This window comes from Niabella insulisoli (assembly GCF_039652435.2).
Lineage (GTDB): Bacteria > Bacteroidota > Bacteroidia > Chitinophagales > Chitinophagaceae > Niabella > Niabella insulamsoli.
In genome coordinates this window covers 1,022,152-1,039,687 of the sequence record NZ_CP190246.1, presented here as the reverse complement: position 1 = coordinate 1,039,687, position 17,536 = coordinate 1,022,152, and the positions used below count along the sequence as shown (strand labels likewise).

General features: G+C 44.0%; 14 protein-coding genes and 1 tRNA gene. 6 read left to right on the top strand and 9 right to left on the bottom strand.

Going from position 1 to position 17,536, the window contains the following annotated elements; all coding sequences use genetic code 11:
* Positions 1-62: 62 nt before the first annotated feature.
* Entirely contained in the window at positions 63-1,826 is a 1,764-nt protein-coding gene (locus ABDK00_RS04505; RefSeq protein ID WP_346238681.1) for an ATP-dependent nuclease, read from the top strand.
* Positions 1,816-3,516 (top strand): UvrD-helicase domain-containing protein, encoded by a 1,701-nt coding sequence (locus ABDK00_RS04500; RefSeq protein WP_346238680.1) that lies wholly within the window; start codon positions 1,816-1,818, stop codon positions 3,514-3,516. The genes ABDK00_RS04505 and ABDK00_RS04500 overlap by 11 nt, the downstream gene beginning before the upstream one ends.
* A 151-nt stretch (positions 3,517-3,667) precedes the next feature.
* Here ABDK00_RS04500 and ABDK00_RS04495 read toward each other — a convergent pair whose 3' ends face one another.
* The 3 genes from ABDK00_RS04495 to ABDK00_RS04485 form a co-directional block, all read right to left on the bottom strand.
* Positions 3,668-5,239, bottom strand: a complete 1,572-nt coding sequence (locus ABDK00_RS04495) for a site-specific integrase (RefSeq protein WP_346238679.1) — start codon at positions 5,237-5,239, stop codon at positions 3,668-3,670.
* Positions 5,240-5,448: 209 nt separating this feature from the next.
* Positions 5,449-5,521 (bottom strand) — tRNA-Lys (locus ABDK00_RS04490).
* Positions 5,522-5,609: 88 nt separating this feature from the next.
* Positions 5,610-8,060, bottom strand: coding sequence for a glycoside hydrolase family 9 protein (locus ABDK00_RS04485; protein WP_346238678.1), 2,451 nt, complete (start codon positions 8,058-8,060; stop codon positions 5,610-5,612).
* A 105-nt stretch (positions 8,061-8,165) separates the two neighbouring features.
* On the opposite strand from ABDK00_RS04485, the gene ABDK00_RS04480 reads away from it, so the two are divergent.
* Positions 8,166-8,975: an SDR family oxidoreductase gene (locus ABDK00_RS04480; protein WP_346238677.1), complete on the top strand. Its 810-nt coding sequence runs from the start codon at positions 8,166-8,168 to the stop codon at positions 8,973-8,975.
* A 117-nt stretch (positions 8,976-9,092) separates the two neighbouring features.
* Positions 9,093-9,920, top strand: a complete 828-nt coding sequence (locus tag ABDK00_RS04475) for an SAM-dependent chlorinase/fluorinase (RefSeq protein WP_346238676.1) — start codon at positions 9,093-9,095, stop codon at positions 9,918-9,920.
* 13 nt (positions 9,921-9,933) lie between these two features.
* Here ABDK00_RS04475 and argC read toward each other — a convergent pair whose 3' ends face one another.
* The 3 genes from argC to ABDK00_RS04460 form a co-directional block, all read right to left on the bottom strand.
* Positions 9,934-10,947, bottom strand: coding sequence for an N-acetyl-gamma-glutamyl-phosphate reductase (gene argC, locus ABDK00_RS04470; RefSeq protein WP_346238675.1), 1,014 nt, complete (start codon positions 10,945-10,947; stop codon positions 9,934-9,936).
* A 115-nt stretch (positions 10,948-11,062) separates the two neighbouring features.
* Positions 11,063-12,280 (bottom strand): argininosuccinate synthase, encoded by a 1,218-nt coding sequence (gene argG, locus ABDK00_RS04465; protein WP_346238674.1) that lies wholly within the window; start codon positions 12,278-12,280, stop codon positions 11,063-11,065.
* 55 nt (positions 12,281-12,335) lie between these two features.
* Positions 12,336-13,022, bottom strand: a complete 687-nt coding sequence (locus ABDK00_RS04460; protein ID WP_346238673.1) for a GNAT family N-acetyltransferase — start codon at positions 13,020-13,022, stop codon at positions 12,336-12,338.
* A 315-nt stretch (positions 13,023-13,337) separates the two neighbouring features.
* On the opposite strand from ABDK00_RS04460, the gene ABDK00_RS04455 reads away from it, so the two are divergent.
* Positions 13,338-13,784 carry a hypothetical protein gene (locus ABDK00_RS04455; RefSeq protein ID WP_346238672.1) on the top strand — a complete coding sequence of 149 codons (447 nt, stop codon included), beginning with the start codon at positions 13,338-13,340 and terminating at the stop codon, positions 13,782-13,784.
* Here ABDK00_RS04455 and ABDK00_RS04450 read toward each other — a convergent pair.
* Positions 13,773-14,462 carry an SAM-dependent methyltransferase gene (locus tag ABDK00_RS04450; RefSeq protein ID WP_346238671.1) on the bottom strand — a complete coding sequence of 230 codons (690 nt, stop codon included), beginning with the start codon at positions 14,460-14,462 and terminating at the stop codon, positions 13,773-13,775. The genes ABDK00_RS04455 and ABDK00_RS04450 overlap by 12 nt on opposite strands.
* Before the next feature lie 25 nt (positions 14,463-14,487).
* Positions 14,488-15,138 (bottom strand): uracil phosphoribosyltransferase, encoded by a 651-nt coding sequence (gene upp, locus ABDK00_RS04445; protein WP_346238670.1) that lies wholly within the window; start codon positions 15,136-15,138, stop codon positions 14,488-14,490.
* A gap of 154 nt (positions 15,139-15,292) precedes the next feature.
* On the opposite strand from upp, the gene ABDK00_RS04440 reads away from it, so the two are divergent.
* Positions 15,293-16,381 carry an anhydro-N-acetylmuramic acid kinase gene (locus tag ABDK00_RS04440; RefSeq protein ID WP_346238669.1) on the top strand — a complete coding sequence of 363 codons (1,089 nt, stop codon included), beginning with the start codon at positions 15,293-15,295 and terminating at the stop codon, positions 16,379-16,381.
* An 11-nt stretch (positions 16,382-16,392) separates the two neighbouring features.
* On the opposite strand, the gene holA is transcribed toward ABDK00_RS04440, so the two are convergent.
* Entirely contained in the window at positions 16,393-17,388 is a 996-nt protein-coding gene (gene holA, locus ABDK00_RS04435) for a DNA polymerase III subunit delta (RefSeq protein WP_346238668.1), read from the bottom strand.
* Positions 17,389-17,536 lie beyond the last annotated feature (148 nt).

Genomic DNA, 17,536 nt, shown 5'->3' with positions numbered 1-17,536 from the left:
ATATAGTTGTAGGTCAACCACTACCACCTATTTTATCTTAAAAATGAAAAGAGCCAGAAACTATGGAAATTGCTTATATCTCGATTGCAAATTTTAGAGGAATTTCTGATGCCAAAATTTTTTTCAAGGGGCACTCTGTGATAATCGGCGATAACAATGCTGGAAAGTCAACGATCGTTGAAGCGATAGATCTCGTATTAGGGCCAGATCGATTAGCTAGAACGCCTGTTGTTGACGAACACGATTTTTATAATGGAAAATATTACGGTGAAGATGCTGTTGTCATAGAAATAGAAGTAGCAATTATCAGCTTGTCTGATGAGCAGATATCGCGATTTAAGGGACATCTTGAATTTTGGGACAGAGCTGCAGAAATAATTCTTCCAGGGGGCAACATTGAAAAAACAGACGATCCAAACGTAATTGAAGCCTTAAGAGTGAAATTTGTCGGTTCTTACAACGAGGAAGAGGATGATTTCGAGGGTGAGACTTTTTTCCTCTCTCCTATAGCGGAAACAGGCAACCAACCTAAATTTTCGAAGCAAGATAAACGAGAGTGTGGATTTCTATATTTAAGAGCACTACGTACAGGCGCCAGAGCCTTGAGTTTAGAACGAGGCTCCCTGCTGGATATAATATTGCGTATAAAGGAAATGAGACCTAAAATGTGGGAAGATGTGCTTAGTCAACTACGTAATACAACTTTGCAGTCTGATAAGTCTGCTGGTGTCGAAAGTGTTTTGGAAAGTTTACAGGAGTCAATGAAAGAATTTGTCCCTATAGACTGGGGAACTCAACCTCATCTGAAAATCTCAGATTTAACCAGAGAACATCTTCGTAAAACTCTGACTGTATTCATGACCACCGGAATAGATGGCTACGCCGCTCCCTTTCATCATCAGGGAACAGGGACGATTAATACAATGGTTCTCGCTCTACTGTCACTGATTGCAGAGGCGAAAAACAGCGTCATTTTTGCGATGGAAGAACCTGAAACAGCATTGCCGCCATATACTCAAAAACGAATTGTGGACAGCATTAGAACTAAAGCCTCTCAGGCTATTTTCACCTCCCATTCACCTTTTGTACTTGAAGAGTTCGCTCCCGAACAAATTATTTTGGTACAACGGAATGACAGAGGAGAAATGTTAAGTAGGTCGATGAAATTCCCTGCTCATATAAAACCTAAGACTTACAATCACGAGTTTAGGACAAGGTTTACCGAAGCACTTCTAGCAAAGAGAGTCCTTCTGACAGAGGGAACAACTGAAGCTTTGGTCTATTCTGCCGCTGCCAGGCGACTAAATGAACTAGCAGCTAGAAAGTTTACTTCTCTTGAGGGCTTGGGAGTTGCCATTTTCAATGTTGGGTCAGAGAATTCCGTTTCGATTTTTGGCAAATATTTTGATGAGATGGGTAAACTAACATTCGCTGTTTTTGACAAGCAGACACCAGCCAAATTAGATATAATACAAAACAGTATCAAGTATCCTTACGAATGCAGTTATAAGGGAATTGAAAAGTTACTTGTTGAAGAAACCGACTACAAAACTTTAAAAAAGTTCTATCGATCATTGGTGACTTCGTGGCCCTCTCATCTAAACCATCATAAAGAGGCTGTTGAAACTGAAGATACTCCGGAGAATACGAAAAAAGCTGTTCTTAGTTATCTCAAATGGGACAAGGCTGGATCAACTGCAGTAGATCTTTTAGGATCGTGCACATCGTTAAACCAAATTCCAGTTTTTATAAGAGAAGTATTAGCAGAAATTAAATCACAACTAGAACCGGCAGTGAAAGAAATTAATTCGGAAGATGCGCTCTAATATTAAAATTGACGAACGGAGGTCAGATATCCTATCTGCCAACGGCCATCTACTTATAGAGGGAGGTCCAGGCTCGGGAAAAACTACTATCGCATTATTAAAGGCAATGCGCCTAATAGACGAAGGCAAAATTAGTAGGAACCAAAAAATACTGTTCTTGAGTTTTGCACGTGCAACGGTTTCTAGAGTCGAGGAGCAAGCGGCTCACCTTTTAGCTTCCGACCACAAGCGCAAAATCGAAGTAAACACTTATCACGGCTTCTGTTGGTCAATTATACGGTCTTATGGTAGTCACCTTGTTCCCCACAAACAGTTCAGGCTCATAACACCTCCGATCTTGTCAAGCCTTACCAGCAGTTTAACAAAAGAAGAGCGTAAAATCTTTATTGAAAAACAATTTATTGAAGAAGGCAATATTGCTTTTGATTTATTTTCGAAAATTACCGCCGATATCTTTAAAAGGAGCAAAAAGATTTGCACTATTTATTCAAAAGCATATCCCATAATAATTGTCGATGAGTTTCAAGATACTGATGAAAATGAATGGAATCTGATTAAACAGTTTGGAAAAGATAGCACAGTCGTTGCTTTAGCTGATTTACAACAACGCATATTTGAATTTCGTGGTGCCTCAATTACGCGTGTACCGGAATTTAAAAGTCATTTTGCGATGACAGAATTTAACTTAGGCAAACAAAACAACAGGAGTTCAGGTAAGGACATAGCTCAGTTTGGAGATGATTTGCTAACTGGCGCAAACAAAGGGAAGAAATACAATAACGTTACAGTATCGACATACATACCATATCAAACCGATCCAAAAACACAACTACGTTACTCAATTCTAGCGAGCATAAAAAGATTGAACACTCAACTTTCTATTAAAGATTGGTCAATTGCTATTTTGGTCAAAACCAAAGCAGAGACACTTCAGTTATCCACTTATCTCACTTCAGTTAATATTAGGCACGAGGTTATTATTGACCCCGCTGGTCCTTCCTTATCCGCTTCATTAATAGCGAAGCTAATGGAGCCATTCGATGAAAGTAAAAAATTATTCACAACTATCGTTCAACTTCTTATTAGTCACATCCGTGGTAGGAAAGAACAATTAACAACTGAAGATGGAAAGATTTGCGCTTTCCTGGAAGGGTATCTTAGAACTGAGAAAACTAGGGGAAGCAAACAGAAGCAATTAATAGACGAAATAACAAAAATAGCTCAAGATCGGCAACTGCTTATTTTCAGCGGTATACCCGAAGATGACTGGCTTGTGGTCCGAGGGTTGTTTCAAAGTGGAGTTTCACCGTCACTAAAAAATGTCTATGAAGATGCCAAATATTTACGTTTACTAAATCGCGGGGCGGTTCTTCGGGAAAAACTAGCTATGGCTTGGCGAGACAACCGATGCTATCTTAATGCCGCGAAGGCCGTGGACGAAGCATTAACTCAAGAACATTTTGCCATGACTTCAAGAAAATACAGTGGAATCTATGTCATGAATATTCACAAATCAAAAGGAAAGGAGTTTGACGAGGTAATAATTTGGGAAGATGCGTTTAGATCTCTTGTATATAAAAATGTCAACCCATCGACCAATGACAGAATCTTATTACGGGTGGCCGTAACGCGTTCACGTATTCATACTACAATTTTGACACCTAAAAGCTCCCCATGCATTCTACTGTAAAGTAGTATGCTGAAAATTTCAAAGTTTGACAATTTCTTTAAGCAAAACGGAGAAAAAGCCCCACAAACGTGGGAACCTTTACTATTGCGGAATGCTTCTCTAAGCATAAAGCAGAGCTTGCGTGCGCCCTTAAAGTTGCAGGCAAAGCCAGCTAATCTTGGCGAAGCACTCCGTCAACAAAAAGAATATTCTCAATGTGCTTCATATTCTTGCTAATCTTCCTCTTTGTAACTTTCGCGTACCGTTCCGTCGTCCTAATCGATTTATGCCCCAACATCTTACTTACAGTGGAAAGAGGAACGTCATTCTCTAATGTTATTGTTGTTGCAAACGTATGCCTGGCGTCATGTGTAGTAAGATCCAATGCAATCCCACATGTTCTGGCTATTAGTTTCAGATCGCTGTTGTAAGCCTGATTGGAAGCTATCGGTAGCAATTTATTAGAAACAAGCCGGCATGGATGATTATTATAACGCTCAATGATATCGACAGCTATAGGGAGTAAAGGAACACGTTCAGTAAAGCCGCCGGTGTTTACCGTCTTAGTCCTGGTAATCCTCAACCACTTCTTCCCATCTAAGCCAGTATAAATATCATCGTAAGTAAACCTCCGTACTTCTTCATAAGCGTACCCGGTGAAACAGCTAAAAATAAATGCGTCGCGTTTTTCGTTCAGGGGTTCTCCGAAGTCTGTGTTGATCAACTTAAGAACTTCTTCCATTTCCAACGCGGCTGGTTCGGGTTCTATATAAGTACATTTAAATTTACGAAGAGGGTTGATTAACTGGTAGCCGTTTTCTACTGCACGGTCATATACCTGTTTGATTAACTTAATATGCTTCATGGCAGCGTTATTATCACATACATCCACGATGGTCATGTATTCGTATATCTCTTTAGCATACTTAATCTTGATGCTGCTTGCAGGCAGATCGACGTTTTTAAAACGATACCAGTTAAATGCCTGTATTTTCTCATGGGTAGCGCTATGGCGCCTAAAGGTTGAGAAAGCACAAGTACCTGCAACAGCTCTTCTCAAATAATAAAGCAGGATTTCAAAAGATAGATCAAGCAACGCCACCTTTGATATGTCTGTACTTTCAAAATGTATGGCAGCTTTTAGGGTAGCTTTTTCAATATCGGCCTGAAGCTGCTTATGATTTTTTTCATATTGTGCAACACGATGGGCTTTTACTAATTGATGCTTGTACTTATCCAGTTTCCGTTTCTCCAGGTCTAATTCCTTCGCCCGTTCAGAAAGGGATAGCACGGTTTTACGAATATCAAAATCACTATCCGCTTTTGCTACAGACCGACCCAGTTTACTACCTACGACGGGAGCAGCTGTATGATCAGAAGAACAGCTCACAGAGGTAGTATGCTGTGGCTTTTTAGCGATAAGCCCTTTGCTCTTCCTATATTCCTCTCGCAACCTATCAGAGGATACAGTTTTGCCTTGCAGCTCCATCACATCATAGAGCTTTACAAGAGTCGCTTTAATTTCTGTTAGCTCGTTGTTTACAGCCCTTGCTTCAGGCGACTTTGTTGTAACACTTTTCTTCTGATTGCACCATTCAGTAGCAAGACATTGCTGGCCGGAAGAAAACTCTTTTCGGTCTTCGTTGATGGTGATCCGAATGTAAATTGGCGCAAGACCGGTGACAGGATTTTCCCTCTTGCGGCTGAGGAAAAAAAGAATCGAAAGTTTTTCGTTGACTTTCATAAATGAGAATTTTTGTAGTTAAAAAATTGCTCATCTGATTCCACTAAAGCGGCCAAAAAGGGGACCTAAATTTAGCTCATTAAAGAAGTCCCCTTTTAGGTCCCCCTTTTTTTAAGCTAGTTTGATTTAGGTTCAGTATCGATTTTTTCGCAAGACCGTAATTCTCATATAGTTAAACGAAAACAGCACTCAATAATGAGTGCTGTCTGTGATTCCGCTGGGGCTCGAACCCAGGGCCCCAACATTAAAAGTGTTGTGCTCTACCAACTGAGCTACGAAATCAACCGTGTTCCCGTTTGGGAGTGCAAATATAGAGATATCAACTTATTGAGCCAAACTTTTTGTCAAAATAAAATCAGTTTTTTTTGAATTAAGGCAGCCGCTCCAGCTGATAGCCCGCCGCCTGCAATTTTTCAATCATTCGGCCCATTTTATTATAAAACTTATCCTTACGCCGCGGATCGGTTCCCAAATGAATCAGGATCAGGCTCCCAGCCAACCCGCTTCTCTTTTCAATATCAAACAGCCGGTCAAAAATCTCATCGCTGCTTTTGTAATTCGGCAGCTCCGGCCAGGTGTAATCGGCATTCGTGCCCAACCCGGGCGTAAAATTGATAACCTGAAGGCCGTTTTCCCCGCACCAATTCACGATATCTTCATTATACCATTCATAGGGCGGCAAATACCATTTTCCAACGCGTACACCTGCCGCTTCTAAAGCTTGTAGCCCTGCGCTTAAATCGGTTTGAAAAGAATCCTTCGACACTAGCAAAACTCCTCTTTTTTCCCAATCGGCATAGAGCAGGTGTTTGTCTGAATGGGACCCGATGTAATGGCCCTCGCGAATAGCCCTTTTGACAAAAGGAACCAATGCCGGTTGCCGTAAAAAATCGCCGGTAAGGAAAAAACTACCCTTTACCTGGTATCGCTTTAAAGTGTTTAAAACCAGTTCCGCTCCGTCAGCATATTCATGTGCCGAAAAAAGCAGGTAAATTTTCTTTTGGCGGGCGTTCATTTTAATGATCGCTCCGGCATCATCCCGGGTGGCCGATGCTGCATCGGCGTTCGTTTGCATTGCCGATAAATAATAGCTCAAACTGGCCGTCCCGTCCATGGTGGGCTCATTGGTCGAATAGTCCCCGAAATCGTCATGATACACTACCAGGTCTGATTGAAAATCATGAAACTCATCCGGCGCATACAATTTTATCCCGATCAGCTTTTTCCAGATGCTTCCATACACCGGCCCATCCACCAAACCGCCGGAAATCTTGTAGTTGTATAAATGCGTAAATGCGGAGTGCGGGTCTTTCGGCGCTACGCCTTTTTCGGGCAGGTCGCAAATCATACTGGTACCCCAATTATTACAACCAAACAGCCAGTCTCTTAAAGCCGCCTCAGCTTCATCGTAACGGGCATCGCCGGTTAATTCCTTATAAAGCCTGATCTGCGTTAAAATGCCTACTACCAGATTGTTGGAACACCAGATAAATGGCACGCCCACTTGAAAAGGGTTTTGAGCGCCCCTTTTGACCACGCTGTCAATTCCTTTTTTGATAAATGAGATATACTCGTTCCGCCGCGCATTATCGAGTTGGGCGCCCCAATAATGGCCCAGGTTGACAAATGGATACCATTGATAGTGATTGGCAGAATCCGCGCCCATCCACGGCGTCACCGGTTCCTGCCGCGCATACTGTATACCTTCGTCAAGATAGCGATCATCGCCTGAAAGTTGAAAGAGCGACAATGCGGCAAGTTCCATATCGTCAACATAATTATCTTCTGCATAGATATAAGGCGCTTTCACCGAAAGCGTTTGTGTATTGCCGGGGTATTTTTTTCCAAACTGATATGCGTCATACGCCCTGCGGGCTAAATCTTCTGAAAAATCCGGATAAAAAGGTTGCATCACCATAGCGCCGAGCGCGAAGGCGGAAGCGAACTTGCCGGCAGAAGAAGCCACGCCGCGGGTTTTATTTTTATATTTTTCTCCCTGCGGTTTTCCCGAAATAAAATAAACAGGGCGCGCCCATCCATGCCGAAGGCTATACCTCACGCTATCTTTCGTAGGCAGGCGGAGCCCCGCATGATCCCTGTCATCAGCAAGCTGGTTATAATATGTTGCGGCCGCCGGGTTCATTTTCACCAGCCAGTCCAGCCCCCATTTGGCTTCATCAATGATGTCGGGAATATGATTGCCGCCGCGGTTTCCGAAAGCATCATAATGATCGGAAAAGCTGGCCGGGTTTTTCAGATAGGCAAACAGCATCTGATACGTGGCATTTGCCGAAGTGGGCAGATATTGCAGGTAGTCGGACGCATCATGCCAACCGCCCGAAACATCCAGATAAGTGGAATCTTTGGTCTTATCCCGATGATAGACAATAAACCCATCCTGCCGATGGCAGCTGTCTTTCAAAAAAGGATTATATCCGCTGCGCTGCTGCCGCATGTATTGCAGTATAAAATCTGCACTTCCGGCGTAAACGTTTTCATCAATGCGGAAAGCGGTTGACTGTACATCGCCTGCTTTTAAATAAAATAACCCTTTTGCTTTCACCGAAGAAAAATCGAGCCGCCAGCTGCCAACAAAAGGCCCGTAGGCTCCATATTTTTTGCAAACGCCCTGATAAACCTCCTGGCCGGTGGCCTGCTCAATGAGGGAAAAACCGGGAAAGGAGCCACGTCCCTTTGTCACCAAAACAGCGGTCTTGACATCGCCCGGACGATAACCCATTTGATTGATTCGTATCCAGCTTTGCTGGGAATGGCCGGCAAGCGCGGCGGCCAGCATGAAAATCATGATTAGTAAGCGCATGACAGGGCTTTTTTAAACAGTCGAATTTACAAAAATCAGCCGGCACACTCTTATGGCATTTTGCCTTTTTATAATTAGGTTTGCTAAAAACCTTTCCCTTATACAATGAACGGGTATTTTAAAGATAAAGTGGCCATCGTTACGGGCGGAACAGACGGTATTGGAAAAGCGTTGGTAACCGCTTTGCTTTCAGATGGCGCAAAAGTAGCCACCTGCGGCCGCAGCTACGACAAACTTTATGAGCTGCAAGCCCAGCACCCGTCGCTTCCACTACACACCTTGGTAGCAGATGTCAGCCATCCGGGCGAATGTAAACGTTTTGTAGAATCAACCGTAAATACTTTTGGCCAGATTGACCTGCTGATCAATAACGCTGGTATCAGCATGCGAAGCCTTTTTAAAGACCTTGAGGTAGAAGTGATTGAAAAGATCATGAACATCAACTTTATGGGCGCGGTTTATTGCACCAAATTTGCGTTGCCGGAGTTGATCAAAAGCAAAGGCACCGTAGTCGGCATTTCATCGATTGCCGGCTATCGCGGCCTGCCCGGCCGCACAGGCTATTCGGCAAGTAAGTTTGCTTTGCAGGGCTTTCTTGAATCGCTTAAAACAGAACTTATGGACGACGGCGTTCATGTGATGTGGGTAAGTCCCGGTTTCACAGCCTCCCGCATCAGGGACCACGCTTTAAACAACAAAGGTGAGGTACAAAAGGAGAACCCAATGGATGAAGACAAGATGATGAGCGCCGAAACCTGCGCGCAACACCTGCTAAGGGCCATCATGAAAAAGAAAAGAACACTGGTGCTGACCCATACGGGCAAAGAAACGGTTTTTCTAAATAGATTTTTTCCGGGCCTTGCAGACAAACTGGTGCACCGTTTTTATTTTAAGAACAAGCAGCTCATAAAATAAAACAACGGGCCACATCGAAAAGGATTTGCAAAGAAATAGGCGCTTCCACTTTTATCACATTATAAAAATAGATACATTGCACCCCGATAGGAAATCAGGCAGTCAGTAAAACATTAAATGAATTTCGTAACACTTACATCGGATATTGGGCACAACGACTACCTGGTCGGAGCGATCAAAGCTCAGTTGCTGCAAACCAATCCCGACCTGCATTTAATCGACATTTCTCACAATATCGCACCTTTTAATTTCCCGCAGGCGTCTTATGTCTGCCGCGGCGCTTTTAAAAATTTCCCGGAATTTACCTATCATATCATCCTGGTCAACCTGTTTGACAAAAAGCCTAAAAACCTGCTCCTGGCTTTTCATAAAAACCAATACATCTTCTGCGCCGACAATGGATTGCTCAACATGATTTTGGAAGAAAAGCCCGATATCGTGATGGGGATCGAACTGGAAAAAGAGGCGAATAAAAATACACTTTATTGCACGCACGTGATTGCAGAAACCATCGCGCGTATTGCCAACGGAGAATCTATACAAAAAATCGGTATGCCCGATGTAAGCTTTGTTGAAAAGAACCCGCTGTTGCCTTTAGAGCATAAAAATTTTATCGAAGGGCAGATTATCTTCATCGACAATTTCGAAAATGTGATCGTGAATATCACCAAAAAGCAATTTGAAGACCAGCGCCAGGGGCGTTCGTTCAAAATCGTTTTTTTGAGGGATGAAGTGATCAATAAGATCAGCGAATCGTATGCTGATGTGCCTGACGGCGAAAAGCTGGCCCTTTTTAACAGCGCCGACTATCTTGAAATTGCGATCAACAAAGGCAATGCGGCGGGCTTGTTTGGATTAAAAAATTATTCAGAAAATTTGAACCGATCGTCTGTCATCATGCAAAACCAGTTACTGTATCAAACAGTAAAAGTGTATTTCCAATAAACAACGCATTGATCTAAAAAGCAGCCGGCTTCAACCTCAGACCCGTCGTTTCTTCAAGCCCAAAGATGAGGTTCATGTTATGAACTGCCTGTCCGCTGGCGCCTTTAAGCAAATTATCCAACGCAGCGTGCACCACCAATTTGTTGCCGGCTTTTTCCAAATGCAAGACGGCCTTATTGGTATTCACCACCTGTTTTAAGAAAACGGGCGTTTTGCTTACCTGCGTAAAAGGATGCGCTTCATAAAAATCAAAAAACAGCGGATACAATTCTTCGAGCGACAAATCGGTAGTAATAGTGGAACTCACAAAAATACCTCTTGTGAAATCACCGCGCCAGGGCACAAAACTCAAGTCGAAGTCCGTATCTCCCTGTAACTGATGCAACGATTCACCAATCTCGCCCAGGTGCTGATGCGTTAGGGTTTTATAAGCCTGGATATTATTGGCGCGCCAGCTAAAATGAGAAGTAGCGCTCAGCGACTGGCCAGCGCCGGTACTGCCGGTAATGCCGGTCGTATAAATATCTTTCAATAAGCCGGCTTTAGCAAGCGGCAGCAAACCCAGTTGTATGGTCGTTGCAAAACAGCCGGGATTTGCAATATTCCTGGCGCCTCTGATCTCTTCCATATTCAACTCAGGCAGGCCGTATACAAAACTGCGTTGGATACTTTCCTGCACTTTGTCTTTGTGCAAACGAAAATCATTGGCCAAATCAATGATCTTGATCGTATCGGCAAGAGTTGTTTCCTGTAAAAATTTGGTAGATTCTCCGTGGCCCAGGCACAAAAATAGACAATCGATATCCTGCTTCACTTCATCGCTAAACTGCAATTCGGTATCGCCGAGCAAATCCTTGTGCACTTCATAAACATACTTTCCACTATTGCTGCGGCTATGGATAAAGGAAATATTTACTTGCGGGTGATTGATGAGTAATCTGATCAATTCGCCACCGGTGTAGCCCGCTCCTCCTATAATTCCAACATTTATCATCTGTATATCTGTGGTTAGTGCTTCTTTGTTCATAATATTTTCAACAAGCTAAATGCCCTATTTGTTGTCATTTCGCCATTGCCTCGCAGAACGCCAAAAAAGTGGCCCGGGCAAAAAACCTGCAAACCATTAACGGTGCAGCCTTTGCTTAAAACTCACTTGCATTTTTATGGTTGACGCTTTCTTTGACAAAATGGTAAATAGCCGTTTGATTGCCGAAGATACGTGTAAACCCTTTTACGTCATCGCCGGTAAAGCCTGCGTTCATTTCCCCATAACTTCCAAAGGCATTATTCATCAGGTCATAAGGGCTTTCAATGCCGATCACCTGATAGCGGTAAGGGTGTAATTGTAGAAACACTTTACCGGTCACATTTCTCTGGCTACTTTCAAGATAGGCTTCCATGTCGCGCATCACCGGATCCAGAATTTGCCCCTCATGCAGCCAGGTGCCATAAAACTGGGAGATCTGATCTTTCCACTGTAATTGCCATTTACTTAAAACGTGTTTTTCAAGTGCGTGATGCCCTTTCAAAATAAGAATGGGCGCGGCTGCTTCAAAACCAACACGGCCTTTAATACCGATGATCGTATCGCCCACGTGAATATCGCGGCCAATACCGTAAGGCCCCGCAATAGATTGCAGATATTGGATGGCCTCGGTGGGATGGCCAAAATTTTTATTATTGACACGCAGCAACTCTCCTTTTTCAAATTCGAGCACCACTTCTTCGCTTTCCGTTTTGGTAACCTGCGTGGGCCATGCTTCTTCCGGCAGCAACCCCTTAGAATTTAATGTTTCGCGGCCGCCTACGCTGGTACCCCAAAGGCCTTTGTTGATAGAATAAACCGCCTTTTCAAAATTCATTTCCACGCCTTTGCTCTTCAGGTATTCTATCTCCGACTCGCGGCTCAGCTTCATATCGCGGATCGGCGTGATAATTTCAGTACCCGGCGCAATTATATTCAACACCATATCAAAACGCACCTGGTCGTTGCCCGCGCCCGTGCTACCATGCGCAACCGCGTCGGCATTGATCTGCTTTGCATATTCTGCAATGTGCAGCGCCTGGCTCAAACGCTCGGCCGATACGCTTAACGGATACGTGTTATTCTTGAGAATATTCCCAAAAATTAAATATTTAACGATGGAGTCGTAGTAATTTTCAATTGCATTTACCGTTTTGTGAGATTTTACGCCAAGCTTTTTCGCGTGCGCTTCAATTTGCTCAAGCTCTGCATCGCTAAAGCCACCCGTGTTGACAATAATGCTATACACTTCATATCCTTTTTCTTCCGTGAGATATTTTACACAAAACGTCGTGTCTAAACCACCACTAAAACCTAAAACAACTTTTTTTGCCATTGGATACCTTTTTTATAAAATGATGGGTATCAAAAAAATGATACTCAATAAATATTTACCAAAACAGCTTTAAACCTGTGCCGCCGTTTTTTTCTTTCCGGCGAAAGGGCTTTAAGAATTTCCATTGTTTAAAGCGCAACAACCGCTCAAGGCCCGACTGATTTTCTTCAAAAAAAGCCTTGGTTTCCTCCGGCTGATAATGATCTTTCGGATCGTAGAGCATGGCCGTACACATACAGTTTTTACGGTCTTTGCTCATCAGGATGTCATAATTAACACAGCTCTTGCAGCCGGCCCAGAACTCCTCATCCTGTGTCAGCTCTGAGTAGGTAACGGGCTCATACCCCAGGTCGCTGTTGATTTTCATTACCGCAAGGCCGGTGGTGAGGCCAAATATTTTCGCCTCCGGATAAAGTTTTCGACTCAGTTTGAAAGTGGTCTGCTTTATTTTTTTGGCTACACCGCTTTTCCTGAAATCCGGCGAAACAATCAAACCGGAATTGGCCACATATGCTCCATGGCTCCAGGTTTCGATATAACAAAATCCCACCCAGGTGCCGTCTTTTGTCAACGCGATAACAGCCTTGCCCTCGTCGATTTTTTTCTCGATATATTCCGGGCTTCTTTTGGCAATACCCGTGCCGCGCGCGGCTGCCGACGATGCCATTTCGTCGGTAATGGTGGTAGCATATTTTTTATCCTCCGAGATCGCTACTCTCACTATAATTTCCTGATTGTCCACTTTTTGTATTTGTATTTTTTGTGGGTGCCTGCCCCGAAATATGATTACGTTTGGATTATTTTCACTGACAGGCGCCTTCGGCAATAGGTAAGTCCTGTCAGCATAGAGGACTGCGGCGTTGTGGACGTGGCGAAAATAAAAACACATCAAAGCCAACCGCGTAAACACCGGTAGTTACACCGGGGTGAAACACAAAATACTTGGTATGACTGAAATGATTGCTCATACAAAAACAAATACTACTTTTAGAGCCGCAAATTTAGTGCAATAAATTAATATTGTATTATTAAAATTAAATTAAGATAAACCATTTTTATGCCTATAGAACCCATACCGGAACCTATCCTGCAACCTAAAAAAGGCCGTGGTTGCGCCAGATTTTTCCTAATTGCCTTTGTAATAGGGCTGCTCCTGGCAGGCGGCTACGTTTATTGGAAGTTTTACTATCCTTATACTTCCGACGGCGTCAAATCGGGCTACCTGAACTTTGCGGTGGAAAAAGGCCAGCTTTTTAAAACTTACGAAGGAAAGCTCATTCAGGAAGGCATTCGCGGCGTTGTCGGCGGCGGCGTGCAGTCGAACGAGTTTGAATTTTCCATCAAGGACAAAAAGGTTTTTGATGTTTTAAAGATGAATTCGGGCAAGCGCTTCGATCTTCATTACAAAGAATATAATGGCGTACTTCCCTGGCGTGGTAATACCCGCTATATTGTGGATAGCATCATCTCGATGAAAGATGCGCCGCCTACCTCAACCTTTTAGCAGGAAAATTGCAGGCTTTTTGTGTAGATCGACCTGCTCGTTTTTCCATTGCCGCGCGGTTTTCGTTTTAATCCATTCGTCGGGGCCGGTAATATTAACAGCAAGGCATATTTGAGTGTCGGGCTGGCAGGTTTTCAACAGCGCTTCCAGCATTTGGTTATTCCGGTAGGGCGTTTCTATAAAAATCTGTGTGGCGCTTTTTTTGATCGATTCTGCTTCTATGTCGCGAATCGCCTTCAGGCGCTCCCTGTTGTCGATCGGTAAATAACCGGCAAATGTGAATTGCTGGCCGTTCATGCCGCTGGCCATCAACGCCAGCAATATAGAACTCGGGCCTACCAGCGGCACTACTTTCGCATCCAATTCCTGCGCAGCAGCAATAAGCAACTGGCCCGGGTCTGCAACGCCGGGGCAGCCCGCCTCGCTAATAATACCGATGGTTTTGCCTTCTTTGAGCTTTTGCTTAAAGCTTGCCAAAACTTCCTTTTCAGCCTTGCCAATAGCAAACCATTCAAAATCGTCGATCACAATTGCTTTCTTCAATTGTTTCAAATAGCGGCGGGCCGAGCGTTCATTTTCAACGAAAAATACATCGCACTTTTCCACCGCGTCAATCAGGTAAGCCGGCAGCGCGCTTAAAGCATTTTCGCACAAAAAAGTCGGAATGAGATAAACCAAGGAAGTATAATTAAAATGAATTTTATTAGGATTGCGATTTGCTGCCGTATGCCAAATCTCCCGCATCGCCCAGGCCGGGCACGATATAGCCTTTTGCAGTCAGTTCTTCGTCGATATCGCCACACCATATTTTAGCCTCGGGCACTTCCCGCGAAACATATTCGATGCCTTCCACGCAGGCGATGGCAGCAGCGATGTGAATTTCCCGGGGGCCGCCTTCCAGCTTCAGATGGCGGATGGTTTTCACCAGCGACGCTCCGGTTGCCAGCATAGGATCGGAAATAATTAAAATACGATCGTCCAGCTCGGGACTGCTGATATACTCAACTTCTATTTCAAAAGTGCCATCCTTGTGGTGTTTGCGATAAGCTGATATAAAAGCGTTGTCAGCCTTGTCAAAATAATTGAGTAACCCCTGATGTAAAGCCAGCCCTGCCCGCAGGATGGTAGCCAACACCGGCTGTTCTTTCAAAACTTTGCTATCTGAAAAACCCAGCGGCGTCTGCGTTTCCTTCACCTCAAAAGGCAGTTCTTTGCTGATTTCATAAGCCAGTATCTCCCCGATACGCTCCAGATTTTTTCTGAAACGCATCCGATCATGCTGCACTTCTACATCACGCAGTTCGCTGATCCAATTGGTGAGCAGGCTGTGATTTTCGCTCAGGTTTTTAATCATTGTATACTTTTTTTCGGGTGCTTATATACCCGCGTTTTGTTACTTTCGCAAACTTACAGTATTATATTTTTTTATGAACCAAACAATCAGCCATATACACCTTTCCGGCGCCGAAAGTTTCGGTTGTTTGTTGCAGTTAGTTAAATAATCGCGAATGATTTATCGTGCTATCGGACTTATGAGCGGCAGTTCGCTCGACGGGCTGGATATTGTTTTTGCAGAAATCCTGGAAAACGGCGGCAAATGGAATTACGAAATCATACAGGCTGAATGCCTGCCATATGACAGCGATTGGAAGCAAAAATTACAAACCGCTACCACGCTCCCGGCACTGGAGTATCAATTGCTTCATGTTGATTATGGCCACTATCTGGGGCAATGTGTGAATGATTTTATCAGCCGGCACCAACTTCAGTTTAAAGTGGCGGTAGTCGCATCGCATGGCCATACCACTTTTCATTTGCCCGCAAAAAAAATGACGGCGCAATTGGGTGACGGCGCCGCTATTGCAGCCACCACGCAATTGCCGGTTGTTTCAGACCTGCGCGCCATGGACGTAGCTTTCGGCGGACAGGGAGCTCCGATAGTACCAATTGGTGAACAACTGTTCTTTCCTCAATATGCTTATTTCCTGAATATTGGCGGCATTGCGAATCTTTCGATTAACGAAAAAGAGGCGTACAAAGCGTTTGATATTTGCGCCGCAAACCGGGTCTTAAATATGCTCGCCAATGAAGCCGGCCAGGAATTTGATAAAGATGGCGCGCTGGCCCGCAGCGGGCAGGTCAACCAATCCTTATTAAATGAGCTCAATGGCTTGTCGTATTACGGCTTGCCATTTCCTAAATCCCTGGCGAACAGTTTCGGAACGGATACGGTTTTTCCATTGATAAAAAAGTATGGCCTGTCGGTCGAAGATTCCTTGCGGACATACGTGGCCCATATTGTAAGGCAGATAAAAAACGCTCTGATGGCCAACCGCGCATCTTCCGGGGCAACGGAGCAATTGCTGGTTACCGGAGGCGGCGCGCTTAACGGGTTTCTCATCGAGCAATTGAGCGAAGCGCTGCGCCCTATTGAAGTAGTGGTGCCCGACGATCAATTGGTTCAATACAAAGAAGCCTTAATCATGGCGTTGATCGGTGTATTGCGCTGGCGCGAAGAATATAACGTGCTGAGCTCCGTAACAGGCGCCTCAAGAAACAGCGTCGGCGGCGCTATGTGGATGGGCCAGGAAGAATGATACAGCGCTCGTCACATCATGATTTTTGCAATCATTTCTTTTAAAAGAGCAGCGTCTTCTACCCGTGCGGCGCCGATACCCAGGCTTTTTAAGTTGTACTGATGTAGCAAAAGTAATATCTGCTCTACCTCGTTGAAGCGGAACGTTTTCGATGCCTGAACGTAGTTTTTAACGAAATAAGGGCCCACGCCAATTTGCTTGGCGATACTGTCCTCGCCGCCCGAAGCTCCATACACCATATATACTTTGCTGAAGAAAGAATAGAGCGATGGCAATACCAATTGAATAGGGGCAGCTTTGGGATTGGCTTCAAAATATTGGATGATTCGAATGGACTTTAAGAGGTTCCTCCCTGCGATAGCGCTTTGCAATTCAAAAACGTTGAATTCTTTGTTGATGCCCACATAATTTTCGACATCTTCTTCTGTGATTGCCTTTCTGGTACCAAGGTTGATCAAAATTTTGTCGATTTCATTTTTGATCCGGCTGAGGTCATTCCCGATATGATCAACAATCAGGCTGTTTGCCTTCGGAGAAATAGTATAACCCATCGCCGACACCATTTGGTTCACCCACTCTGGTAATGCATTGTCGTAGAGCCTTTTTGTAAGAATGTATTCTGTTTTGTCCTTCACCAGCTTGGCAAACTTCGTCCGCGAATCCAGCTTTTTATCTTTAAAAGCTATCAACAGGATCGTTGACGCTAAAGGCGCCTGGATATAAGATTCCAGTTTATCTACATCCTTCATCTGCTGCGCCTCTTTCACGATAACTACCTGCCGGTCAGAGAACATGGGGTATTTTTTGCAGGCATTTAACACATCCGGCCAGGCAGCATCCTTTCCGTAAAACACCGTTAGGTTAAAGGAAGCCTCACTTTCCGACAAAATATGATCTTCAGCATACTTAACTAATTGATCTACATAATATTCCTCGTCGCCTTCAATCCAATAAACGGGTTTAAACTGATTTTTTTTCCAATCGGATATAACTTTATCAACTGACATGGGATCGCAAGATAATTGAATTCTTAAAATAACATCAAAATAGCAGCGCATACCGCTTTGCTATCGCTATTTGGCATAATTTGTGATTTGTCTGAAAAGATATTTTCGAACCTAAAAAAAGTAAAAATGCTGCCGCGGGCAGCTTAAT